At 67.3% G+C, this 24,763-nt stretch carries 20 protein-coding genes; 11 read left to right on the plus strand and 9 right to left on the minus strand.

Features of this window, described 5'->3' with window-relative positions; all coding sequences use genetic code 11:
• Positions 1-4 precede the first annotated feature (4 nt).
• From QP165_RS02765 to QP165_RS02775, 3 genes are read left to right on the plus strand one after another with little or no spacing between them, the layout of a single operon-like run.
• Positions 5-1,804: an alpha-amylase family glycosyl hydrolase gene (locus tag QP165_RS02765; protein WP_333993649.1), complete on the plus strand. Its 1,800-nt coding sequence runs from the start codon at positions 5-7 to the stop codon at positions 1,802-1,804.
• A gap of 49 nt (positions 1,805-1,853) precedes the next feature.
• Entirely contained in the window at positions 1,854-2,693 is an 840-nt protein-coding gene (locus QP165_RS02770) for an ROK family protein (RefSeq protein ID WP_333993650.1), read from the plus strand.
• Positions 2,690-4,018, plus strand: a complete 1,329-nt coding sequence (locus tag QP165_RS02775) for an MFS transporter (protein WP_333993651.1) — start codon at positions 2,690-2,692, stop codon at positions 4,016-4,018. Before QP165_RS02770 ends, QP165_RS02775 begins: the two co-directional genes overlap by 4 nt.
• A gap of 49 nt (positions 4,019-4,067) precedes the next feature.
• On the opposite strand, the gene QP165_RS02780 is transcribed toward QP165_RS02775, so the two are convergent.
• From QP165_RS02780 to QP165_RS02790, 3 genes are read right to left on the minus strand one after another with little or no spacing between them, the layout of a single operon-like run.
• Positions 4,068-6,404, minus strand: a complete 2,337-nt coding sequence (locus tag QP165_RS02780; protein WP_333993653.1) for a xanthine dehydrogenase family protein molybdopterin-binding subunit — start codon at positions 6,402-6,404, stop codon at positions 4,068-4,070.
• Positions 6,401-7,414 carry an FAD binding domain-containing protein gene (locus tag QP165_RS02785; RefSeq protein WP_333993654.1) on the minus strand — a complete coding sequence of 338 codons (1,014 nt, stop codon included), beginning with the start codon at positions 7,412-7,414 and terminating at the stop codon, positions 6,401-6,403. Before QP165_RS02785 ends, QP165_RS02780 begins: the two co-directional genes overlap by 4 nt.
• Entirely contained in the window at positions 7,411-7,917 is a 507-nt protein-coding gene (locus QP165_RS02790) for a 2Fe-2S iron-sulfur cluster-binding protein (RefSeq protein ID WP_056023528.1), read from the minus strand. Before QP165_RS02790 ends, QP165_RS02785 begins: the two co-directional genes overlap by 4 nt.
• 241 nt (positions 7,918-8,158) lie before the next feature.
• Between QP165_RS02790 and QP165_RS02795 the strand changes: the two genes are divergently transcribed.
• Positions 8,159-8,524 carry a DUF4440 domain-containing protein gene (locus QP165_RS02795; RefSeq protein ID WP_056024340.1) on the plus strand — a complete coding sequence of 122 codons (366 nt, stop codon included), beginning with the start codon at positions 8,159-8,161 and terminating at the stop codon, positions 8,522-8,524.
• A gap of 49 nt (positions 8,525-8,573) precedes the next feature.
• On the opposite strand, the gene QP165_RS02800 is transcribed toward QP165_RS02795, so the two are convergent.
• Positions 8,574-10,529, minus strand: a complete 1,956-nt coding sequence (locus tag QP165_RS02800) for a beta-N-acetylglucosaminidase domain-containing protein (RefSeq protein WP_333993657.1) — start codon at positions 10,527-10,529, stop codon at positions 8,574-8,576.
• 226 nt (positions 10,530-10,755) lie between these two features.
• Between QP165_RS02800 and QP165_RS02805 the strand changes: the two genes are divergently transcribed.
• A complete protein-coding gene (locus QP165_RS02805) occupies positions 10,756-13,548 on the plus strand; it encodes a TonB-dependent receptor plug domain-containing protein (RefSeq protein WP_056023534.1) in 2,793 nt (930 codons plus the stop codon).
• Positions 13,549-13,633: 85 nt separating this feature from the next.
• Here the strand turns inward: QP165_RS02805 and QP165_RS02810 are convergent, their stop codons facing one another.
• Both QP165_RS02810 and QP165_RS02815 read right to left on the minus strand, forming a co-directional pair.
• Complete coding sequence (locus tag QP165_RS02810; RefSeq protein ID WP_333993659.1) at positions 13,634-15,244, minus strand: putative bifunctional diguanylate cyclase/phosphodiesterase; 1,611 nt, start codon at positions 15,242-15,244, stop codon at positions 13,634-13,636.
• 541 nt (positions 15,245-15,785) lie between these two features.
• Entirely contained in the window at positions 15,786-16,901 is a 1,116-nt protein-coding gene (locus QP165_RS02815; RefSeq protein ID WP_333993661.1) for a Gfo/Idh/MocA family protein, read from the minus strand.
• 173 nt (positions 16,902-17,074) lie between these two features.
• On the opposite strand from QP165_RS02815, the gene QP165_RS02820 reads away from it, so the two are divergent.
• From QP165_RS02820 to QP165_RS02845, 6 genes are all read left to right on the plus strand, one after another.
• Positions 17,075-17,761, plus strand: a complete 687-nt coding sequence (locus tag QP165_RS02820; protein WP_333993663.1) for a nitroreductase — start codon at positions 17,075-17,077, stop codon at positions 17,759-17,761.
• 73 nt (positions 17,762-17,834) lie between these two features.
• Positions 17,835-18,278, plus strand: a complete 444-nt coding sequence (locus QP165_RS02825; RefSeq protein WP_333993665.1) for a ferritin-like domain-containing protein — start codon at positions 17,835-17,837, stop codon at positions 18,276-18,278.
• A gap of 198 nt (positions 18,279-18,476) precedes the next feature.
• A complete protein-coding gene (locus QP165_RS02830) occupies positions 18,477-19,040 on the plus strand; it encodes a sterol desaturase family protein (protein ID WP_333993667.1) in 564 nt (187 codons plus the stop codon).
• Between the two features lie 13 nt (positions 19,041-19,053).
• Positions 19,054-19,815 carry a fatty acid desaturase gene (locus QP165_RS02835; RefSeq protein WP_333993669.1) on the plus strand — a complete coding sequence of 254 codons (762 nt, stop codon included), beginning with the start codon at positions 19,054-19,056 and terminating at the stop codon, positions 19,813-19,815.
• A gap of 63 nt (positions 19,816-19,878) precedes the next feature.
• Positions 19,879-20,160 carry a hypothetical protein gene (locus tag QP165_RS02840; RefSeq protein WP_156350545.1) on the plus strand — a complete coding sequence of 94 codons (282 nt, stop codon included), beginning with the start codon at positions 19,879-19,881 and terminating at the stop codon, positions 20,158-20,160.
• A 97-nt stretch (positions 20,161-20,257) separates the two neighbouring features.
• A complete protein-coding gene (locus tag QP165_RS02845) occupies positions 20,258-20,695 on the plus strand; it encodes an ion channel (protein ID WP_056023556.1) in 438 nt (145 codons plus the stop codon).
• 13 nt (positions 20,696-20,708) lie between these two features.
• Here QP165_RS02845 and pnuC read toward each other — a convergent pair whose 3' ends face one another.
• Genes pnuC through QP165_RS02860 form a run of 3 tightly spaced genes read right to left on the minus strand, consistent with a single transcriptional unit; the run spans position 20,709 to position 24,731 of the window.
• Complete coding sequence (gene pnuC, locus QP165_RS02850; protein WP_333993671.1) at positions 20,709-21,275, minus strand: nicotinamide riboside transporter PnuC; 567 nt, start codon at positions 21,273-21,275, stop codon at positions 20,709-20,711.
• Positions 21,272-22,426: a phosphotransferase enzyme family protein gene (locus tag QP165_RS02855; protein WP_333993673.1), complete on the minus strand. Its 1,155-nt coding sequence runs from the start codon at positions 22,424-22,426 to the stop codon at positions 21,272-21,274. The genes pnuC and QP165_RS02855 overlap by 4 nt, the downstream gene beginning before the upstream one ends.
• Before the next feature lies 1 nt (position 22,427).
• Positions 22,428-24,731 (minus strand): TonB-dependent receptor, encoded by a 2,304-nt coding sequence (locus QP165_RS02860; RefSeq protein WP_333996924.1) that lies wholly within the window; start codon positions 24,729-24,731, stop codon positions 22,428-22,430.
• Between the last annotated feature and the right edge of the window lie 32 nt (positions 24,732-24,763).

Below are 24,763 nucleotides of genomic sequence, written 5' to 3' on the forward strand. Positions count from 1 at the left end.
CGGCGTGCACCTCCTCCCGCACCGAGTGCCGCCTGCTGGCACTCGGCCCCGCCTCCGACGCCAGCTCGAACGCCTTTATGGCAGCACCGGGCTGGCGCTCTGGCCCCGGCTCGAAGCGATCCTGCGCGAGCGGGCAGCCGAGCGACCCGCCGCGATGGTCGCGCTTGACGAGGCACGGCTCGCCGATCCCGACTGGTTCGTCGCTCCCGACATGCTGGGCTATTCGACCTATGTCGACCGGTTCGCCGGAACGGTCGACGGGCTGATCGACAAGGTCGACCATCTCGAATCGCTTGGCGTCCGCTATCTGCACCTGCTCGCATTGCTCAAGGCGCGCGCGGGTGACAGCGACGGCGGGTTCGCGGTGGCGGACTATCTGGCGGTCGAGCCGCGGCTGGGGACGATGGCCGATGTCGAGCGGCTCACCGCCCGGCTGCGCGAAGGGCGGATCAGCCTGTGCGTCGACCTCGCGCTCAACCACACCGCCGACGACCATGCGTGGGCGCAGGCGGCGCGGGCGGGCGATCCGCACTACCGTGCCTTCTATCACGTCGTCGATCCCGCCGAGGCCGAAGCCTATGAAGCCGATCTTCTGCAGGTGTTCCCGACCACCGCGCCGGGCAATTTCACCGCCGTGCCCGAGATGGGTGGATCGGTGTGGACGACCTTCTATCCGTTCCAGTGGGACCTGAACTGGGCGAACCCCGAGGTCATGCTGGCGATCGTCGACACGATGCTGCGGCTTGCCAATCACGGCTTCGAGGCATTCCGGCTCGATTCGATCGCGTTCCTGTGGAAGCAGATGGGCACCGATTGCCGCAACCGGCCCGAGGCGCACTATATCGTCCGCGCGCTGCGCGCCGCGCTCGCCATCGTCGCGCCCGCGACGTTGCTGAAAGCGGAGGCGATCGTGCCGACCGCGCTGGTCCCGCCCTATTTCGGTGCGGACGAGGGCGATGACTGGAATGGCGGGTTCGAGCCCGAATGCCACCTGGTCTACAACAACTCGCTGATGGTGGCAGGCTGGGTCGCGCTCGCCGAGCAATCAGCGGCACTCCCCGCAGCGATCGTCGCGGCGAGCGGCGGGCTGCCGCGCGGCGCGAACTGGCTGAGCTATGCGCGCTGTCACGACGATATCGGCTGGGGCGCGGTGATCGGCGACCTGGCCGGGATCGACGCCGATCCGGTCGCGCGGCTGAAGGCTGCCGCACGGTTCATCGATGGCGCGGACGGCAGCTGGGCGCGCGGCGAACCGTTCCAGTCGGACGGCTCGGTCCTGCACGGCTCGAACGGCACGATGGCCTCGCTCGCGGGTCTGGAAGCCGCACAGACCGAACCCGAACGCGAGATGGCGTTTCGCCGGATCACGCTGCTCAACGCGTTGTCGATCGCGAGTGGCGGGCTGGCGACGGTCTATATGGGCGACGAGGCCGGGCTGCTCAACGACACCGACTATCGCGACGATCCCGAGCGGGCGCACGAAGGGCGCTGGCTGCACCGTCCGGCGATGGACTGGGCGGCGCTCGACGGCAAGGCGGCACGACGGATCGCCGGGGATATCAGGGCGTTGCGTGCGGCGCGCATCGCCAGCGGCGGCGCGGGCGCACCCGCGACAATCAGCACGCAGACACCGGCGCTGCTCGGCATCGCGTGCGGCAGCGATCGCGTCTTCCTGAACTTCTCCCCCCACGCCGTACGCGTCGGCGATCTCGCCGACTGGCACGACCGGGTGGCGGACAGCCCGATCGGCGACGATGCGATGATCGGTCCGTGGAGTGTGCTGTGGGCGGGCCCCGCGGCGTGACTGCCACGAGGCCGCTGTTCGGCTGCATCGAGGCGGGGGTACCAAGTTCGTGCTCGGCATCGCGCGCGACCCCGACACGATCCTGCGCACGGCGCGCATCGCCACCACCAGTCCACAGGAAACGATCGCCGCCGCGCTCGACTTCTTCACCGCGGCGCAGGGCGAATGGGGCGATTTCGACGCGCTCGGCATCGCCTCGTTCGGTCCGGTCGATCTCGACCGCACCTCGCCCGGCTGGGGCCGGATCGTCGACACGCCCAAGCCCGGCTGGAGCGGCACGGACCTGGTCGGACCGTTTGCGCGTGCGCTCGCCTGCCCGGTCGGGTTCGATACCGACGTCAACGGCGCGATCCTTGCGGAAAGCCTGTGGGGTGCAGCCGTTGGCGCGGACATCGCGGTGTACGTGACGGTCGGCACGGGGATTGGCGGCGGCGCGCTGGTCGAGGAACGCCCTGTGCACGGCAGCCGTCACCCCGAAATGGGACATATCCTGCCGCGCCGTCATCCCGACGACCGCGACTTCGCGGGCATCTGCCCCTTCCACGGCGACTGTCTCGAAGGCCTTGCCAGCGGACCGGCGATCGCGGCGCGCTGGGGGGCGTCGCTCTCGGAGCTCGACGCGGACCATCCCGCGCATGACATCGTCGCGCATTATCTCGCGCAGCTCGTCGTCGCGCAGCAGGCAGTGCTCTCGCCGCGCCGGATCGTGCTGGGCGGCGGTGTGCTCGGCACGCGGGGCCTGATCGACCGCGTCCGTATCGAGGCCGCCCGGCTGGCCAACGGCTATTTCGGAACGCCGGATTATGCCACGCTGATCACGTCGCCGGGGCTCGACGACCGTGCCGGCCTTCTCGGCGCGCTGGCACTCGCACAAAGGGCACGGCGATGACCGCATCACGATTGCCGACCAAGCCACGGCTGTCGCTGGCGCGGCTGATCGAGATGAACCTCGGCTTCCTCGGGCTGCAATTCTCGTTCGGGCTGCAACAGGCCAACATGGCGCCGATCTACGGCTATCTGGGGGCCGACGAAGCCAGCCTGCCGCTGCTGTGGCTGGCGGGACCGATGACCGGGCTGCTGGTTCAGCCCCTCATCGGCGCGATGAGCGACCGGACCTCAACGCGGATCGGCCGGCGCACCCCCTATTTCCTCGTCGGCGCGGTGCTGTGCAGCCTGTGCCTGCTGGCGATGCCGTACAGCCCGACCTTGTGGGTCGCAGCTAGCCTGTTGTGGGTGCTCGATGCCGCCAACAACGTGACGATGGAGCCGTACCGCGCCTATGTCGGCGACCGGCTGCCCGACGACCAGCGCGCGGCGGGGTTCCTGACGCAGTCGGCGTTCACGGGCCTTGCGCAGACCTTGTCCTATCTCGCGCCGTCGCTGCTCGTCTGGATAGGGTTCAACAAGGACGCGATCGATGGCAACGGCATCCCCGACATCACGCGGATCGCGTTCCTGATCGGCGCGGTCCTGTCGCTGACGACGATCGTCTGGTCGGTGGTGCGAGTCCCCGAGCTGCCCCTGCCGCCGGAGGAGAAGACGCGGCTCGCGGCCGAACCGCTGACACTCGGCGGTACGCTGCGCGATCTGCGTGCGGCGCTGGTCGAGATGCCGCGGCCGATGCGGCAACTGGCGCTGGCGATGCTGTGCCAATGGTATGCGATGTTCGCCTATTGGCAGTTCATCACCTTCGCGGTCGCGCGCTCGTTGCACGGGACGTCGGACGCGAAGAGCGTGGCGTTCCGCGACACCGTGCTGACGGTCGGACAGCTCGGCGCGTTCTACAATGCGGTGGCGTTCGTAGCGGCGATCGCGCTCGTCCCGCTCGCGCGGCGCTGGGGGGCAAAGCGTGCGCATGCCGCGTGCCTGCTCGCATCGGGTGCGGCGATGCTCGCGGTCCCCGGCATCCGAGACGAGGCGGGGCTGTTCGTCGCGATGCTCGGCATCGGCATCGGCTGGGCGAGCATGATGGGCAACCCGTACATCATGCTGATCGACATGATCCCGCCCGAGCGCAACGGCGTCTATATGGGGATCTTCAACATGTTCATCGTCATCCCGATGATCATCGAGAGCCTGACCGTGCCGCTCTTCTACCACTCGCTGCTGAACGGCGAGCCGCGCAATATCCTGTATCTGGCGGGCGCGCTGATGGTGCTGGGCGCGATCGCCACGGCGCGCGTCACGCTGCCGCCGCGCCGCGCGGTCGGCTGACCCCGTTCGCCGGTTGCGATCGGACGATCGCAACCGGCGAACGGAGCGCTCAGTCGAGCAGCTTGTCGAGCGTCAGCGGCAGATCGCGGACGCGCTTGCCGGTCGCATTGTAGACCGCGTTGGCGACCGCGGCGGCGACGCCGGTGATGCCGATCTCGCCGATCCCGTGCGCGCCCATCGGCGTGTGCGGATCGGGGATATCGGTCCAGATCACGTCGATCTCGGGGACGTCGAGATGCACGGGGACGTGATATTCGGCGAGGCTGGGGTTCATGATCCGGCCCTTGCGCTCGTCGAACTGCGTCTCCTCCATCAACGCCATGCCGAGCCCCATGATGATGCCGCCGCGGAACTGGCTGCGCGCGGTCTTGGGATTGAGGATGCGACCGCAGTCGAACGACCCGAGGACGCGGGCGACGCGCGTCTCGCCGCTGACCGCGTTGACGCGGACCTCGCAGAAAATCGCGCTGTGCGAATGCATCGACCAGTGCATCAGTTCGAGCGGGGGCGAGCCCGCCTCGGTCACCATCACCGCGTCGCGCTGCGCACGCGCAAGGATCGAGACATAGCTTTCGCGCCGCGTCGGATCCTCGAGGCTGGCGAGACCGCCGTCCTCGCTGCCGACGTCTTTCGCCGATAGCCCCGCCAGCGGCGAGTCGTTGCCCGCGAGCTTGAGGAGATCGGCGACCAGCGCGTTGTGCGCGGCGATCACCGCCGCACCGATCGCCGCGGTCTGCTGCGACCCGCCCGCCATGATCGCGCCCGGGATCAACGTGTCGCCATAGGCGACCGAGACATGATCGAGCGGGAGGCCGAGCCGGTCGGCGGCGACCATCGCGGTCGTCGTCGACGTGCCCATCCCCATCTCGTGCGCCGAAACCTCGACGAGTGCATGGCCGTCGGCGCCCAGCGTGATCCGCGCGACCGCGCCCGGCATCCGGTAATAGGGATAGGTTCCGGTCGCGCAGCCCATGCCGACCAGCCATTCGCCCTCGCGCCGCGTGCCCGGCACGCTGCTGCGCCCAGCCCAGCCGAAGCGTTCCGCGCCCGTACGCCACGCCTCGGTGATGTGGCGCGACGAGAAGGGCAGCCCCGATGTCGGATCCTTGTCGGGCTCGTTGCGCAGCCGCAGCGCGATCGGATCCATGTCGAGCGCGACCGCGAGCTCGTCGATCGCCGATTCGAGTGCGAAGGTGCCAACCGATTCCCCGGGTGCGCGCATGAAGGTGTTGGCGAGCATGTTCATCTTCACCGTCTCGACCGACAGCCTGATGCTGTCCGCGGCATAGCCCGCACGCGTGCCGAGGATGAAGGGTTCGGGCATGTTGTTGTGCGGCGTCATCGCCGCGACGCCGGTATGGAGCAGCGCCTTGAACCGCCCGTCCGCGTCCGCGCCGATCGCCACGCGCTGCTCGGTGAGCGACCGGCCGCCGACGATCCGGTACACGCCCTCGCGCGACAGCGTGATGCGCACCGCCCGCCCCGCCAGCCGTGCCGCCGCGGCGCCGAGGATCTGGTGATCCCACAGCCCCTTGCCGCCGAACCCGCCGCCAACATAGGGCGAGGTCAGCCGGACCTGATCGGTCTTGAGGTCGAACACGTCGGCGATCGTCTGCGCCTGCGCGGCGACCATCTGGCTGGCGTCGTGAAGGATCAGCCGATCATCCTCCCACACGATCGTGGCGGCGTGCGGCTCGATCGCATTGTGATTGTGCCAGGGCGTCCGATAGACATGGTCGACGCGGTGCGGTGCCGCCTCGAGCATCGCATCCGCGTCGCCGATCTCGTTGACGAGCGGTTGGCCCATGAACAGGCCGGGCTTCGGGCCCTCCGCCTTAGCCGCGGCGAACGACGTGATCGAGGGCTCTTCGGCATAGGTTGTGACGAGCAGGGAGGCCGCGTGGTCGGCCTGCTCCTGCGTCTCGGCGAGCACCAGCGCGATCGGCTGCCCGTTCCAGTGGACGCGGTCGTCCTGCATGATCGGCAGGTCCGACGGTCCGACGGCGGTCGGTGACGAGCCGAATACCGCCGGCGCATTCATCCTCGGCGCATTGAGGTGCGTCATCACCAGCACCACGCCCGGCGCCGCCGCTGCCGCCTGCGTCGCGATCGCCGTGATCCGGCCGCGTGCGATCGTCGAATAGGCGAGCGCGGCGTAGGTCATGCCGGGGATCGCGAATTCCGCCGCAAACCGTGCGGTGCCCTGGACCTTGAACGTCCCGTCGAGCCGCGACACCGACGTGCCGATCACGCCGTGCTGCTGCCGGATCAGCGGATCCGGGACGCCGCCGGGAATCCAGCTGTCGGGAGCGAGCGGCACCAGCTTGGCCATCGCGCCCTGAACCGCGGCCTGGCCCGCGTTCTTGATCGTATCGACGATGCTCATGCTGCTGCTCCGTTACGGTCGCCATGGTCGACGACCGGCGCAAGGTCGCTGAGAACTGCGACCAGTGTCCGATTGACAAGTTCGATCTTGAAGCCGTTGTCGCGCAAGGCTTTTGCATCGCCGAGTTCGGCAACCGCCGCGGCGCGGAACGCGGCAGCGGTGGCGGGGCCGCCGCGCAGGGCCGCTTCCGCCTTCGTCGCCCGCCACGGCTTGTGCGCGACGCCGCCAAGCGCGATCCGGACGTCGGTGACACGGCCGTCCTCGACCTCGAGCGCGGCGGCAACCGAGACGAGGGCGAAGGCGTAGCTCGCGCGGTCGCGGACCTTGCGATAGGTCGACGTCTGTCCGAACGACAGCGGCGGCAACTCGATCGCGGTGATCAGCTCGCCGGGTTCGAGCAGCGTGTCCTGCTCCGGCCGATCGCCCGGCAGCCGGTGAAACGCGGTGAAGGGAATCGTCCGGGCGCCGCCCGTCCCCTCGACATGCACGATCGCATCGAGCGCGGCGAGCGCGACGCACATGTCCGACGGGTGCGTCGCCACGCAGTCGGGGGACGCGCCGAGGATCGCGTGCCCGCGGTCGAAACCACCGATCGCGTCGCATCCCGATCCCGGCACTCGCTTGTTGCAGTGCGATCCGGCGGTGTCGTAGAAATAGGTGCAACGCGTCCGCTGGAGCAAATTGCCGCCGACGGTCGCCATGTTGCGGATCTGTGCCGATGCGCCGGCGAGGATCGCGCGGGCGAGCATCGGATAGCGGGCGCGGACGATCCGGTGTTCGGCGAGCGCGGTGTTGCGCGCGGCGGCGCCGATGATGAGCCCGCCGCCTTCGGTTTCCTTGATCGCGTTCGACAGACCGGTGACATCGACGAGCGTGTCGGGTGTCGCGACGGTCTCGCGGATCAGATCGACCAGATTGGTGCCACCGCCAAGATAGGCGGTCGTCCGCCCCTGTCCCAGACGCAGCGCCTCGTCCCGGTCCTGCGCGCGGGCATAGGTGAAGGGAGTCATGCCGCCATCTCCGCCGCGACGGTTTCGCGGATCGCGTCGATGATCCCGTTATGCGCGCCACAGCGACACAGATTGCCGCTCATCCGCTCCTGCAGCTCTTCGCGGGTCAGCGTGACGTCGGCGGTGAGGTCCGCGCTTACATGGCTCGGCACGCCGCGCCGTGCCTCTGCTGCCATGCCGATCGCCGAGCAGATCTGCCCCGGCGTGCAATAGCCACACTGGAAGCCGTCGTGCGTAACGAACGCCTGTTGCAGCGGGTGGAGCGCGTCGCCCTCGGCGAGCCCCTCGATCGTCGTCACCTGCCGGCCGTCATATTGCACCGCGAGCGCGAGGCAGGACAGGATCCGCTCGCCATCGACCAGCACGGTACACGCACCGCACGCACCCTGGTTGCAGCCCTTCTTCGTACCCGCGAGCTGGAGCCCTTCGCGCAGCAGGTCGAGCAACGAGACGCGGGGGTCATCGGGCAGGGGTACCGGGGAGCCGTTGATCAGTATCGACATGCCATCTCCTGCAATTCCGACGGGCCCGCATCGATGAGGGCCTATTCAGTACCGAGCGGTATAGACGGTGTCGGTAGCGGGTGCCAAGCGCGATTATACGGGTCGCGACGGCGTTGCGGCAGGGCGGCCGGTGGATCGGCCAGACGTCGCCTGCGCCCCTGAATTATCGCGGTTTTCAAGCAGGAGGCGGAACGTTCGTCGTCGCCCGGCGCTGCGCTTATCGACCATTGGGAGAATGATGATGGACGACAATCGTATCTGGGAATTCGAGGAAAGCCTGTGGACGGGCGACGCCGAGCACTACCGCGCGCTGATCGACGACGAATGCGTCATGGTGCTGCCCGAGCAGCCCTTCGTGCTGACGGGCAAGCAGGCGATCGAGGCAGTCGCCGACACGCCGCGCTGGAGCGAGGTCCGGTTCAGCGAGCAGCAGGTGATGCGCCCGCAGGAAGGGCTGATCGCGATCGCGTACAAGGCCGAGGCGAGCCGTGACGGGGCCGATGGCTACACCGCCTATTGCACGACGACGATGCGGCGGCTCGAGCATGAGGAATGGCGCGTGGTGCAGCACCAGCAGACGATCGCCCCGGTCGCCGGCGGCGCCTGAGCCTTCGGGGGCGGGGAAGACCCCCGCCCCCCTGCCCGACCACAGGTTCTCAGCGCTGGGCGGCGAACAATGTCGGCGCGTCTGCAACGAACCGGTCGAGCACCCCGTCGGCAATCTTGATCGGCCCCCCGAAGCGCGTCGCGCCGGGGGTCGACTGGATCGCCGCGGCCTGGGCGGCGAGACGGCTGGCCTCCGCAAAATACCGCGTCGCTGCGGCACTGCCCGTATTGGCGGCGTCGAGCCCCGCCGCCGTCAGTTGCAGCGCACGACCCCAGAGCTGCATCGCATCGAGCCACGGACGCGACTGTGCGGCAAACCCCGGATCGACCGTGCCCGACCGGATGACGTCGGGTGCGCCAGCGAACGCGTCGGCGCGCTCTGCCAGCTCGGCGATCGCGGTTGCCCGCGCCGATGCGTCCTCGCCCGCAATCGCTTCTCGGACGCTGTCCAGCGTCGCCTTCAGCTGCGGGGCCTGTTCCTGCCAGGGCTGGCTGCCAAAGGTCGGCGCCATGTGCTGCGTATCGAAGAAGGTCAGCAGCGCATCGGTCGCGCGCGGATCCCCGTCGGCGAGGTCCGCGGCTGCCGCGTGCCACGTCCGCTCCGCGTCATAGCCCGTATCGTTCCATGCGAACGCGATCACGCCTGCGACCGCGGGACGGCTCGGCGCCTCCTGGTTCATCGGATTGGACAGGATGCCCGTCAGTTCGCCCGACAGCCCCGCCTCACGCTTGGCATAGGGCGCGAGCAACAGCCGCCCCGTCGTCGTCGCATAGTCGTTGACCGGATAATTGTCCCACAACAGCGTCTTGCGCCCGAACGCCTTTGTCGCGGCCTTTGCATCGGGGATCGAGATCGCGGGCGGGACGACGTCCGTGCCCGTCCATTGCACGACGACGCGCGGGTCGAGATGCTTGCGGAGCGCTGCCTTGTACGGCGTTTCCTTGGCGTCGTAATATTCGGTCGGCACCATGATCAGCGGGCGCGAGTTCGGATCCTCCGCGAGCAGATAGGTCTGGACCGCATTGAGCAGCCTGGCCTGCGCGACGCCGGCCGCCTCGGGGCCGGACGCGCCGAACGCCGCCTTGTCCTTGTCGCAGTTCCACTTGGCATATTCGATGTCGTCAAGCGCGACGTAGAAGCTGCGCACGCCGATCGAGCGCAGCGCCTCGAACTTGCGTTCGAGCGACTGGGCATCGGCGGGATCGGAAAAGCAGATCGAGGGGCCGGGCGAGACCGCATACACGAAGTCGATGTGATTGCGTCGGGCCGTCGCGACCAGCGTCCCGAGCGAGCTCAAAGTCGCCGCGGGATAGGCCTCGCGCCAGCGATCGCGCGCGAACGGATCGTCCTTCGGGCTGTAGACATAGGTGTTGGCCTTCATGCTGCCGAGGAAGTCGAGGTGCCGTGTCCGGTCGGTCATCGTCCAGGGCGCGCCGTAAAATCCCTCGATCGTGCCGCGGATCGGCATCGCGGGGTGATCCCGGATGACGAGCGCGGGTACGGCAGCGCGCTTCACCAGCTGGCGGAAGGTCTGTGCGGCGTGGAACAGCCCGTCGGCGTCATGCCCGGCGAGCGTGATGACGCCGCTGTCGCCGATCGCGACGCTCGCGATCGTATAGCCCTCGGCCTGCGTGTCGGGCACGGCCTTGCCGAGGGCGAGCGCGTCGCGGACGAGCGCGCTGTCGCTGCCGCCGATGACGATGTGCGGGCGGTCCGGCGCGGCGGGCACGCGCCGCGCGGTGGCGATCGTCTCGACGCCGGCCGATGTCAGGATGGTCCGGACCAGCGCAGTCGTCGCAGGGTCGGTGCCCGGCGCGGCGACGAGCACGACCGAGCGACCAAGCGTGATCGTCCCCTGCCCCGACGTCATCGACACCGGCGTCGGGAAGATCGCAGGAAGCGTCGTCGCAACGGTGGACGCAGACGCAGGACCGGCGAATGCCAGCATCGCGGCGGTCGTCAACATCATCGCCGAGATCTGCTGCCTGCCAAACTGTCGGATCATGGCCGTCCCTTCAGGTACTATAATGGTATTACAACTGGGCTTAAGGCGCTCGGGTCGGCGCGGCAACCCGTGTTGGCCCGCAACGTAACCCAACGCTGTTGCCGCAGGGCAACACAGCTGGGTCAATCAGCCTCGCGCCCGCACGCGTAGCTTGCCGCCATTCCCGGACGACATAAAGTGTCGCGCACAAGAGCGGTGGGGAAGCCGTTCGCTACAGGGGGTAATAATGACGGACAGAAAGATGCTTGCGGCGCTGTGCGCGTCCGCATCGGTGATGGCGTTCGCCGCGCCGGTTGCCGCACAGACGGTGCAGACGTCGCCCAGCCAGGAAACGACGGCGGAGACACAGGCCACGACCGAAGAGGACGATGTCCGCAACCAGATCGTCGTCATCGGCAGCCGCGCGCCGAACCGTACGGTGTCCGACAGCCCCGTCCCGATCGACGTGATCTCGAGCAGCGCGCTGCAGGCATCGGGTACGGGCGAGCTGAACAAGACGCTCAACCAGCTCGTGCCGTCGTTCAACTTTCCGCAGCCGTCGATCGCCGATGGCTCCGACGTGACCCGCCCCGCGACGCTGCGCGGGCTCAATCCCGACCAGACGCTCGTGCTGCTCAATGGCAAGCGCCGGCACGTCTCGGCGCTGCTCAACATCAACGGGACGGTCGGACGCGGTGCCGCAGCGGTCGACATGAACATGATCCCCGCGCTGGCGATCGAGCGGATCGAGGTGCTGCGCGACGGTGCCTCGTCGCAATATGGCTCGGACGCGATCGCGGGCGTCATCAACGTCCAGCTCAAGACCGCGAGCTCGGGCGGCCGTGCGCAGGTCAGCTATGGCAAGTACATCACCACGCTCGACGGCGTGTCGGCGTTCGACGGGCTGGTCACCGCGAACGGCCAGCCGGCGCTCGATCCCAACGATACGCGGTATCTGCAGGCGAACGGGTCGGGCGAGCGCAAGGCGCGCGACGGGATCTACACGACGTTCGGCGTCAACATGGGTGTGCCGATCGGCGATGGCGGCTTCTTCAACTTCACCGGCGAATATCGCGACCGCAACTACACCAACCGCCAGGGCTACGACCTCAGGCCCAATTATATCCGCCCGACGTCGACGACCTTCGACGCGCGCGAGGCCTCGTTCAATCGGCTCGACTTCCGCTTCGGCGATGCCAAGACCGAGGACTTCAACTTCCTGATCAACACGGGCATGCCGCTGGGCAATGCCGAGTTCTACGGCTTCTTCACCTATGGTCACCGCGACGGCTTGTCCGCGGCAAATTACCGGCAGCAATCGGCGGCGACAAACCGCGACTTCTCCGCGATCAGCCCCGGCACGACGCCGACCAACGCCAATTTCGTCGGGCTGACGCCGGACGGGTATCTGCCGAAGATCCAGTCGAACATCGACGACATGTCGGCGACCAGCGGCATCCGTGCCGAGATCGCCGGCTTCAAGGGCGATTTCTCGCTCGGGTTCGGACGCAACGAGCTCAACTATCGGACCGAGGACAGCATCAACGTCTCGTTCGGGCCGCAGAGCCAGCGATCGTTCGACGCCGGCGGGCTCGCCTTCTCGCAGATCCTAGCCAATGCCGACCTGTCGCGGCAGTTCGACCTTGGCCTCGCGACGCCGCTGTCGTTCGCATTCGGCGGCGAATATCGCCACGAGATCTATCAGATCCGTCCGGGCGATCCGCAATCCTACCAGACCGGACCGTTCTTCACCCCCGCACGCGCGACGACGGCGGCGAACTGCACCGTGCTCGGCGGCGTGTTTGCAGGGGGCACGGGCATCTGCTCGTTCCCGGGCCGTGCCGCGGCGGCAGGGGCGCAGGGCTTTGGCGGACTGCCCGCATCGGCGCGCACGAACGTCGACCGCGACAGCTTTGCCGGCTATGTCGAGTTCGACGCGGACCTGTTCACGGGCCTGACCGCGACCGCGGCCGGACGCTATGAACATTACAGCGATTTCGGCGACACGGTGAACGGCAAGCTCGCGCTGCGCTACGAGTTCGTCGACGGGTTCGCGTTGCGCGGCTCGGTGTCGAACGGCTTTCGTGCGCCATCGCTGCACCAGCAGTTCTTCACCACGACCTCGACCAACTTCCTCGCGGGCGTTCCCGTCGACGTTTCGACGGTCCCGGTCAGCAGCCCCGTCGCACGCGCGCTCGGATCGCAGCCGCTCGACCCCGAGAAGTCGCTCAACCTGTCCGCGGGTGCGACGCTCAACCCGTTCCGAAGCTTCAACGTGACGGTCGACTTCTTCCACATCAAGATCCGCGACCGCGTCGTGCTGTCGGAAAATCTCGGTGCGGCGGGCGTCGGCACCGCCGCGCAGAACGCCGCGGTCCAGGCGGTGCTGGCCGCCAACGGCTTTGCCAATGTCGGCGCCGCGCGGTTCTTCATCAACGGTCTCGACACGACGACGCAGGGTGTCGACGCGGTCGCGACCTACCGCGCCAATCTCGGCGGGCTCGGCGCGTGGAATTTTTCCGCGGCGTACAACTATACGAAAAACGAGATCGACAAGCGGCTCAACAATCTGGGCTCGCTCGCGCAGATCCCCGGGCTCGTCCTGTTCGGCCGCGTCGAGGGCATCCGCTTCGAGCGCGGCCAGCCACGCAGCAAGGCGGTACTCGCCACCGACGGCAAGATCGCGGGCGTCGGCATTTCGGCCCGCACGACACGCTATGGGTCGGTGATCTCGCCCGAGACGACCGCACCGCTCGGCGCGGATGCGGCCAGCCTCACCGCGCTCGGCCCCGACGATCAGAAGCTGCGTCCGAAATGGATTACCGACTTCTCGCTCAGCTACGAGTTGCAGGGGATCCAACTCACGCTGGGCGTCGACAACGCGTTCGACGTCTACCCCGATCGTCGCCCGTTCGGTCCGCGTCCGGCCGCCGTCGGCGGCAGCTATCCCGCGACCTACCAGTTCCTGCCCTATAGCGGGTTCTCGCCGTTCGGGTTCAACGGCAGGTTCCTGTACGCGCGGGCGGCCGTCAACTTCTGAGCCGGCCCAGGGGGCGTCGCACCATCGCGGCGCCCCGCTTCGGCCCGGACGATCGGATCCTGCGCCGGGGCCGGACCAGGCCGGGTCAGCCGTTCGCGGCCCGACGCGACGATACACCCTGTGCCCGATCGCGGAGCAGCGCCGTCGTGCGTTTGCGATCGACCGCGGGCGAATAGAGATAGCCCTGCCCCAGCACGCAGCCGGCACCATCGAGCAGACCCGCCTGAACCTCGGTCTCGACGCCCTCTGCGACGATCCGGATGTTCATCCGTTCGGCGATCTGGATCAGCCCCTCGACGATCGTCATGCTGACATTGTCGGGCGCGAGATGGTCGATGAACGTCTTGTCGATCTTGATGATGTCGACCGGGACCGTCAGGAGGTGCGTCAGCGAAGCAAAGCCGGTCCCGAAATCGTCGAGCGCCAGCTTGATCCCCTTCGCGCGCAACGCGCGGATCGCGGTCTGCACCGCCTGGTCGCCGTCGCCCATATACACGGTCTCGGTAACCTCGAGGATGACGTGCTCGAGCGGCACACGCTCGCGCTCGAACGCCTCGGTCAGGACCCGGCCGACAGTTCCACCGCTGAGATCCGCCGACGACACGTTGATGCCGACATGCTGGACCGCAAGCCCCATGTCGAGCCACACGCGCATATCGGCGGCGACCAGCGCCATCATCCGCGCGGTCAGCGCGGTCGCGACATGCGCATCGGTGGTCGCCTCGTGGAACGCCGCGGCGGGGACGATCTCGTTCCCGACGCGCATGCGGCATAATGCCTCGAGCCCGACAATCTCGCGCGTGTCGAGCCGGAAGATGGGTTGATAATAGGCGTCGATGCGATGTTCGCGGAGCGCCGCGGTCACGTCGCGGATGGCGTCCAGCCGCCGCGTCATCGTCGAGCCGAGACCGGGCCAGTAGCGGACGAAACCGCCGCGCCCCGTCTCCTTGGCATGATAGAGCGCGAAGTCGGCGTTCTGGCGGACGCGGTCCGCGGATGGCTCGCTGGACAGCACCGCGCCGCCGATCGTCGCGCGCGGCACGATGATCTGCCCGCCGATATCCGCAGGCGCCGCCAGTGCGCGCAGGATCCGCGACGCGGTCTTGTCGAGGTCCTTGAGCACGTCGGCGTCCGCCAGGATCAGCCCGAATTCGTCGCCGCCAATCCGGAACGCGCTGTTCCTGCCGACGATCTCCGAAATCCGCTCGCCCGCGACGCGCAGCAGACGGTCTCCCGCGTGATGCCCGAACGTGTCGTTGACGATCTTAAGGTTGTCGAGGTCGAGCACCATGAGCGCCCACCGCCCCGACGCGGTACAGTCGAGCCGGGCGAGCGCGGCATTGAACCCGGCCCGATTGGGAAGATTGGTCAGTGCGTCGGTGAACGCCCGGCGTTCATGCTCGACGACACGCTGATGGCGGTCGATCGCGATCATGCAGAGATGGACGCAGCTCCGCACGAGGTCGCGTTCGAACGACGTCGGCCCGCGCGTCTCGCGATAATAAAAGGCAAAGGTCGCCACGGTCTGACCGCGCGCGTTGACGATCGGCATCGACCAGCATGCGCGCAACCCGTGCGGTTCGACGAGATGCCGGTGATCCGCCCAGCGCAGGTCCGACCGGATATCGGTGACCGCGATATCGATGCCGAAATACGCCGCCGTCCCGCACGACCCGGCATAGGGGCCGATCGGCACGCCATCGAGCGCGGCCGAATAGGAGGGGGTAGGCTCGGCCCCGCAAGCGGATGCAGCCGCCCCTCGACGTCGACCGTCAGCACCGAGCAGGTGACCGACGGCACCAGCGCCTCGACGTCCAGGCACAGACGTACGCACGTGGCCTCGAGCGTCTCGCCGCGCGCGATCATTTCGAGGATCGCGTTCTGCAGCCCGAGCAAGGTCTCGGTGGGAGCGCCCGCCTCGCTCTCAGGTTTGATGTTCAAGTACGCGCCCATTCCAGGAGCATGTCGTCAATTGCGTTACGAAATGATTTATACATTTGATAGGCTGTCGCGCGAATGACATTTCAACTTACAGGACCGTTTCACCACCACAGATACGGTGAATACTCGGAATATCTTCAACCAAAGTGGATTTAATTCAATCCATTCGGCAGTCCGTCATTGGCCGGCGTCGCTGCGCCTCGATCTGCCGCGCACGCATGACCGATTGCGTCCAGCATTTCGCATCCTGGTCCAGGGCCAGTCGAGCTTGATCCCGACCGGCCCTGGCTTTTCGCTCAGGCAGATTGCGGAATGATGCTGATCATTTCGTCCTCGTTCGGCGCCTTCGATGGTTTGAGTTCGAGCGCCTGATCAGGCGCTACGTGGCGGCTGCGGGTCGCCGGGTCGAGCGTGACCGCCTCCCCGGTCTCGAGCGAGCGTTCGATCGCCGCGAGCACGCGCATGTCGAGCAGCCCCTCCTCGCCGTCCGCCTCGGGGTGCCGGTCGTTGAGGATGCAGTCGGAGAAATACTGCGTCTCGTTGCCGAACTGCTCGACCGGCGCGAAGTCGTGCGTCTTGCTGCCCTCCTTGGTCTTTTCGACATAGGCGATGCCCGTCGTCGCGCCGAACATGAAGCATGGCGACGCATGGATGCTCGCCTTCGTCCCGATCAGCTCGAAAAATTCCGACGGTGCGGTCGCATAGCTGACGGTGAACTGCGCAACGCGCTCGCCGCTGAAGCGCAGCGTGACCGCCACGGTGTCATGGAAGTTGAAGCCGCGGTTCGGGGTCTTGGTGCCGACGGCGTGAACCGAGATCGGCTCCTGTCCGAACAGGTTGCGCACGGCATTGAGCGGATAGGTTCCCATGTCGGGCACGGGTCCGCCCCAATAGCCGTTATGGCCGCGCGAATTGGCCTCCGCGACATTCTGCGCGAATGTCGAGACGAAGCTGCGCAGGTCGCCGAACTCGTTGCCACGCGCACGCGTGATCATCTCGACGGTGCCGGGCTCGTTGTGGAGGCGGTAGGCGATCATCAGCTTGGCGCCGCTCTTCTGCTGCGCGGCCAGGATCTGCTCGGCCTCGGCGACACTCGATGCCATCGGCTTTTCGAGCAGGACGTGGATCCCGGCCTCAAGCGCGGGGACGGCATATTGGAGATGAAGGAAGTTGGGCGTGGCGATATAGACCGCGTCGATCTCGCCCGACTTCAGAAGCTCGTCATACTGGTCGTACGACCAGGCCTTGATCTTGTAGAGCTTGGCGAGCTTGTCCGCCTTGACGGGATCGCCCGTCACGAGCGCGGTCATCTCGGAATTGTTGGTGCGCCCGACGCCGGGCATGAACGCCTGCTGCGAGATCTGGCCGCCGCCGACGACGGCATAGCGAATCTTCTTGGTGAATCCGAACATGCTCGGCCTTTCCAGTGGTTACGGGGAATGCCGGACGAACGATGGACGCCTCGGTTTGTTGCGACGCGGCATCGCAGCCGCGCGTGCGAAGCGACGGGGCTGGCTGTGCGCAGCGTGATATTGCGGTATCGATGGCGGCATTGATTCTCACTGGGCAAGGGACCGGGCGAGCCATGCACTTCGACGACGTGATCCTCGGGCGGCGCAGCGTGCGCGGCTACACGGCAGAGCCGGTGCCGCGTGCGCTGATCGAGGAGGTGCTGACGCTGGCGATGCGCGCGCCGTCGTCGATGAACACGCAGCCCTATCACTTCCACGTCGTCGGCGGCGCGGCGCTCGATGCGATCCGTGCGGGCAACACCGAACGCATGCTTGGCGGGGTGCCGCAGTCGCGCGAATTCCGCACCGGCGCCGCCTTTGCCGGCGCGCACCGCGACCGTCAGGTCGGCGTCGCCAAGCAGCTCTTCACCGCGATGGGGATCGCGCGCAACGACGCCGACGCCCGTCAGGACTGGGTGATGCGCGGGTTCCGGCAATTCGATGCGCCGGTCTGCGTCATCATCACGTTCGACCGCGATCTGGCCGACAGCGACGACACCGTGTTCGACTGCGGTGCGGTAGCCACCTTGCTCGTCAACGCGGCATGGTCGCGCGGGCTTGGCACGGTGATCAACAGCCAGGGCATCATGCAGTCCCCCGTGGTTCGCGAACATGCAGCGATCCCGGACGACCAGGTGATCATGAAGAGCATCGCGCTCGGCTGGCCCGACGCGCAGTTCCCCGCGAACGCCGTCGTGTCCGAACGCCGCACGGTCGATGAGGCGGCGGTCTTCATCGGTTTCGAACCCGAGGACGAATAAGCGCTGCGCAGTTTTCGGTCGGGACCTTATTGGCCGCTGATCGTTGTGCGGGTTCCCCCAACGGAGTTACCCCATGAGCGACACCGATATTTCCGTCCTGAACGGCCTGATCAAGACGACCCTCGACAGCATGAAGGGCTATGAGGACGCGGCGAAGGACGCGGAGTCGACGCAGTTCGCAACGATGTTCGCCGATTTCGCGCGTGATCGCGCACAGGTCGCGACCAAGCTGCAGAACCAGGTCCGTACGCTCGGCGGCGAGCCTGAGCTGGACTCGAGCATGCTCGCAGCGGCGCACCGCACGTTCATGGATCTGAAGCAGGCGATCACCGGCAAGGATGACAAGGCGATCATCAACGAGGTCGAGCGCGGCGAGGACCATATCAAGGCGAAGTACGAAGACGCCATGAAGGATACCGACGTGTCGCCGGCAACGCAGGCGGTCATCAAGGACGGCTTCGCATCGGTTCGCGAAGGCCATGACAAGATGAGCGCGCTGAAGCACAGCATCGCGTGATTCCGCGGGGCGACGGGTCCGCCCGTCGCCCCATCACCTCCGAGGTTCCCCGCAGCAGCCTGCGACAGGGTAACACGGAGCTCTTATTTCGGCGTTCCGTCTCGCATATGCCTCGCACCACGCGTATATGTTGACCATGTCGAGCGTTTCGCAGAACTTCCCCGCCGGACCTTGCGCCGGGCTTTGGATCGGACGCTGATGTCCTGGATCGAAAAGCTCGGCATCGTCGTCTTCATGGTGCTCTTCATGGAGTGCTTTGCGTGGGCGGCGCATAAATATGTCATGCACGGCTGGGGCTGGGGCTGGCACAAGTCGCATCACGAGGAGACCGAGGGGTGGTTCGAGAAGAACGACCTCTACGCCATCGTCTTCGCGATCGTGCCGATCATCCTGTTTGTCGTCGGACTGCGCTGGGAACCGCTCTGGTGGGCCGCGCTTGGCATAACGGTCTATGGCGGCATCTATGCGTTCGTGCACGACATGCTCGTGCATCAGCGCGGGCGATTTCGCTGGGTCCCCAAACAGGGCTATTTCAAGCGTCTGCTCCAGGCGCATCGTCTGCATCATGCGGTCGAGGGCAAGCATGGCACCGTCAGCCACGGGTTCCTGTTCGCGCGCAAGCCGGCAGTGCTGAAGGCGCAGTTGCGCGCGAATGCCGACCCGCAGCGCCGCACGCCGCGGAGCGTCGACCAGCGGGACCGGGCAAGCGAGGCCGTCCCTGGCTCCGAGCCGTTGCCCGCGTCCCCCGTGTCCCGCCGATGAGCGGCGTTTCCGCATGACCGGAACGGCTGCACATCGCCAATCGAAGATCGGACTCGCGCTCGCCGCGGTCATCGTCACGGCATGGCTTGCAATCCATATCACCGGAATATTCCTGTGGCGCTGGACGCCCGGCCTTGTGCCGGTCGCGTTGGTCATGGTGCTGGTCCAGACATGGCTGAGCACCGGTCTGTTCATCATCGCGCACGACTCGATGCACGGCGCGCTCGCCCCCGGCCAGCCGCGGCTGAACGCCGTGGTCGGTGCGCTCTGCCTCTCGCTCTACGCCTGCCTTTCCTATGCGACGCTGCTGCCGCAGCACCACCGCCATCACCAGCACGCCGGGCGTGCGGGCGACCCCGATTTCCATGGCGGCGATCCGAGCCTGCTCGGCTGGTTCGGTCAGTTTTTCCGCACCTATTATTCGCATGGACAGATCGTGCGGATCACCGCGGTCGCGCTCATCTACACGCTCGTCCTCGGCGCGCCGCTCGGCAACATCGTCGTGTTCTGGGCAGTGCCCGCGCTCGGGGCGGTGCTGCAACTGTTCGTCTTCGGAACCTGGCTGCCGCACCGCGAGCGCGAGGAGCCGTTCCTCGATGACCATCGCGCGCACAGCGCGAAGATCCCGCAATTTCTGTCGCTGCTCACCTGTTTCCATTTCGGCGGCTATCACCACGAGCATCACCTCTCGCCCGGTACGCCCTGGTGGGGACTCCCCACGCGCCGTCGCGAGATGCGGGACCGCGCGACGGTATCGGGGTCGCGCACTACGTAGAATTGCGTAGTGACGCGCAGGCGGCCGGGGCTCACACTGTCACGACCGCCACAGGAGTCCGTCATGATGCCGCGCGACCCGAGCTTCTTCCGTACGCGAGTCCTTCGCGAAGCGAAGCGGATGCAGGGTGCGGCGTCGGTCGAGGCGCAGATCGCGCATCACGGCATGCTGTCCGCCTATGTCGACCAATGCCGCGCGGTCGCCGATCCCGAACACGATTGTGCGCATTGCGAGGCGGCACCGCTGTGCCGGGCGATCGCGCAAGAGGATCGCGAGGCGCGCCGTCACGGCTATCCGGCCGGGTCCGACGGCCCGGTCCATACGGATCTGCGTGGACTGCGTTGATCGCGCGGCATTGCCGGAGTTGCGGTGACGGCGCGATAGCTGGCCGCGGCGATGCCGTATGTGCCGCTGGCGCCGGGCCCGGATGCGGTGGTCGCCCGTGACCCTCTTCACGCAGCTGGCGACGTCGACCGCCATGGTCCTGCTGACGACGCTGGTCCATCTTGCCGGGCTTGCGGGGCTGTTGATGGTGATCCGACGGCGCGACGAAACGCTCAGTCCGCGTCGGCGCTGGCGCGACGTGGTCGGCATCGTCGGCGCCGCGATCGCGCTGTTCGTGCTGCACGGGATCGAGATCTGGGCCTATGCCGCGTTGTACCTGGTGACGGGCGCGCTCGCCGACCTCGGCAGCGCGCTCTACTTCTCGACCACCACCTATACGACGATCGGCTATGGCGATGTCCTGCTCGGGGTCGACTGGCGGATTGTCGGCGCGATCGAAGGGGCGAACGGTATCATCCTGCTGGGCTGGTCGACCGCCTTCTTCGTCGCGATCGTCAGGCGGATGCGGTTCGTCGAACGCGAGTTCGAGGGATGACGCAGCGCTTGGCTCAACCGTGCAGCGCGGGCACCGTCTGCCGCCAGCGCCGATACCCGATCACCGCGAGAACCACCATCGCGGCATAGAGCCCCGCGGTGGGCAGCAGGCCCTTCACGACGAACATGCCGACATACAGGATGTCGACCGCGATCCACAGCAGCCAGCTTTCGGCATGCCGGCGTGCGGTCCAATATTGCGCGACCAGACTGAAGCTCGTCAACGCGGCGTCCATCCAGGGGAGCGCCGCGTCGGTGAACCGGCTGGTGAACCAGCCGACGGCGACCGCCCCCGCCGCCCCGATGGCGAGGCCGGTCACGACGGCGTTGGCGGGCAGGCGCTCGACGACGATCGCACCGTCATCGCGCGCGCCGCGCTGCCACGAAATCCAGCCATAGACGATCGCGATCCCGAACAGCGCCTGAAGCACCATGTCGGCATAGAGCCGCACGTCGAGGAACAGCTTGAAATAGAGCGCGCAGGCCATGAGGTTGACGGGCCAGCACAGCATGCGCCGTTTCGCGGTCAGCCAGATACCGGTGAAGCTGACGAGCACCGCGGCGATCTCGAGCGGTGTCATCGCTGGCTCTCCATCTGCGTGATCGCACGCAGCAGCGCGCGTCCGGCGCCTGCGCGAAACCATTCGGCGTGCGCGAGCAGGTATCCGTCCCATGCGAGCGTCGCCGCGTCCGGATCGCCTGCGATCCCTGCGAAATAGTCGATCTCCGACAGCGCGAACTCGACATGTACCAGTGGCAACAGCGCGGCGATCATGCCGAGGTCGGCGCTGCCCAGCGGCCGGACGGTGGCATAACCGCGCAGCAGTGCGACCGCTGCGTCGGGATCGGCAATGCTGTCATCCGCCCCCTGCCCCAGATCGAGCCAGCGGACCGCCGTGCGTTCGATCGCCGTGGCGATATCGTGGACCGCGCTGGTACGGCCGGCGAGCCCGAAGTCGAACGTCGCCGCCACGCTGCCGTCCGCCGCCCACAACAGGTTCGACGGATGCCAGTCATTGTGGGTCCACAGCGGCGGCTGGACCGCAAGACGTGGCGCGAGCCCCTGCCCCAGGCTTGCGAACAGCGCGGCCAGCTCGCGGCGCCATGGTCTGGTCGCGAGATAGCCAGCGAGCGCGGGGCGTGCCGCGACATAGGCCTCGACCGCGACGATCGGGTCCGCGGCCGACAGGATCGCAAGACTGGTGACGAGCGGCTGGACCGTGCGCGCAGGCGCATCGAAACCGGCCGCCGCGTCGTGGAGCCGTGCGAGCGCGGCGCCCGCTGCCCCCGCGTGCGCGCCCGACAGGAACGGCGTCCATGACTGGCGATCGCGGTAGAGGTCCGCGCCGGGCGCCTGGCGATGCACCTCATAGGTCCATCCGTCCGCAGTGACCGCACTTTCCCCCGATGCGGTTCGCAGGACATCCGCGACGGTGACGCCGCGGGCGGCGAGATGCGCGATGAACGCGTGTTCCTCGGCCAGACCGGCGGGCGAGCGAAGCCGGTGATGATGCCGCTTCACGACGAACGCACCCGTCGTCGTCCGAACGAGCGTCGCCGCCGAAAAGGGGCGCGGCGACTGCCATTCGAGCGCGGTCATCCGCCCCGCCGCGGGAAAGCATGCGAGGATCGCCGCAGCTTCCTCGGGTGTGATGGCAGGCCAGGTCGGCGCCTCGAGCGCGGTGCCCATGCCGTGAACGCGGTGGCCGGCAGAGGACGACGGCGTCGTCATGTCAGAACGCGCGCGACAGCGTGCCCATCACCGCCGCACCGCTGCCGACATAATAGGCCGGCGCATTGCCCGTGATGATCGTCCCGCCCCGCCCCGCCACGTCGCGCGCATTGGTGCTGACCGCCTGAACGCCCGCGAGCACATGCGGGTCGGTCACGTTGATCGCGTTGATGCGCAGGTCGGTACGTTTGCCATCGAGCCACTCGGCGAGATGCACCCCGATCGACAGGTCGAGCGTCGCATAGCCCTTGATGCTCTCGTCGTTCATGAAGGTCGAATATTGGCGACCGACATATTTCGAGGCGATGCTGCCAAAGAACCGGCCATCGTCGTAGAGGCCGCCGGCGCCGAACTGGACGGTCGGGCTCGACACCGCCCGCTTGCCGCGGGTCGGCAGGAAATCCGACCCGATCGGCAGATCGTCGTCGATCCGCGCGCGCAGATATTCGCCCGACAGATACAGGCTGACCCCGGCGACCGGCCGATAGTCGATCTCCGCATCGACGCCATAGGAGGTCTGCCCGCCGACATTGAGCGTCCCGTTGACCTGCGCACCGCCGCGATCGATCACCGTCGCGAGCTGTCGGTTGCTGAAGGCGTAATGGAAGCCGGTGACCGATGCCGACAGGCTTTCGCCGATGAAGCGGTACCCGATCTCCTGCGACACCGAATATTCGTTCTTGAGCGCGTTCGTGCCCTGCACCACGACCTCGCCGCCAAAAAAATAATCGTAGAGCGCGAATTCGTTCGGCGCGCGGAAGTTGGTGGTGACGTTGGCAAACAGCTGTTGCCGGTCGTCGAGGCGGTAGTGGATCGCCGCGCGGGGCAATGCCGCGAAGCTGCTCCGCCGCACCTCGCGCTGCGGACCGGGCAGATAGTTGCGGCCGTTGCGGAGCAGGTTGACGCCCTTGAAGCCGATATCGACCGTCAGCCGCGGCGTGACCGCGATGCTGTCGGCGATGAATCCTGCCTTGGTGACGGTGACGGTGCGCTGGTTCTCATAGGCGAGCAGACGGCCATCGGCGGTACGGATCGCCTTTGCGCGATATCCCCACCGGTCCGCAGGATCGCCGTCGGCATCGACGCGCGTATAGGATTGCGTCACGCGGTCGGTGCCATAGTCGAACCAGAGCCCGGCGGTGATGCGGTGGACGCCTGCCTGCAACGTCAGCTTGCCGACGCTGCCGCCACGGACCTGGTCGCCGGTATAGTTGCCGAGCACGGTCGCCACCCCGTCGATCGCCCCCGGCAACGCGATCAGATCGGCAAGCGCCTCGTTGCCGAGGAAATTGCCCGTCGTGGCGAGCTGCGTGCCATAGGGTGCGTTGCCGTAGCCGAACTGGAGATAGCTGGTCGTATCGAGCGTCAGGCGGTCGCCGAGCACGATGTGCACCGGCGCGGCCGCATAGAGGTTGCGGAACGGCGCGCGGTAGAGCCGCCAATAGTCGGTCGACCCCGCCCGATACGCGCGCGCGAAGTTGAAGTCGCGCCCCTGCGCCTGCCATTCGGCAAGCGTCGGGCTGGGGTAGCTCGACGTGTTGGCGTCGTTGTACGACACGGCGAGGCTGGCGCGATTGCCCGCGCCCCATTCGCGGAGCAGCTTGGCGTCGATATGCTGACGGGTGTCGTAGCCGGGACCGCGCCAGTTGTTCGCGCGGGTATTGGAATAGGACAGGAACGCCTTGATCCCGCTGGTGCCGAGCGTTCCCGTATCGATCCGGACAAAGGCCCGCCGCGCGGCGTAGCTACCGAGCGACAGGTCCACCACCGCCCCGGGTCGCGCGCCCGGATCGTCGAGTTTCAGCGATAACAGCCCGCCCGCACCACCGACCGTCGGCGAGTCGATGTCGACCGACCCCTGCGCCAGCGCGATCTGCCTGAGGTTCTCCGGGTCGGCGAACTGCGACGGATAGGCAAAATAATAGCCGATGTCGTTCTGCGGTGCGCCCTCCATCAGCACGCCAATCTGGTCCTGACCCAGCCCGCGCAGCGTGAGGCTCGAGCTCGTCGAGAGACCATAGGGATCGCTCGACGCGACGTTTGCGCCGGGCAGCAGTGTGACGAGCTGGAACGCGTTCAGCGTCGGCGCCTGCTTGGCGATAAATTCGGCCGAGATCGCGCTTTGCGCGCAGGGCACGCGCTGGTCGGGCAACAGGCCTGCGGGATCGGGCTGGCCGGCGACACGGATCTCGGCGGGATCCGCAGACGGCGTGCCGGGGCGGGGATCGGTCTGCGCCGTCGCAGGCGCCGCTGCAAGCGATGCCGCCAGCGCGATCGCCGCGCACGCAGGCCGCCGGCCCTGCAGCCGAACCGAAGATGTCGAAAAGCCACGATCGA

It is taken from the genome of Sphingomonas sp. 22R3R2A-7 (genome assembly GCF_036856055.1).
Classification (GTDB): domain Bacteria; phylum Pseudomonadota; class Alphaproteobacteria; order Sphingomonadales; family Sphingomonadaceae; genus Sphingomonas.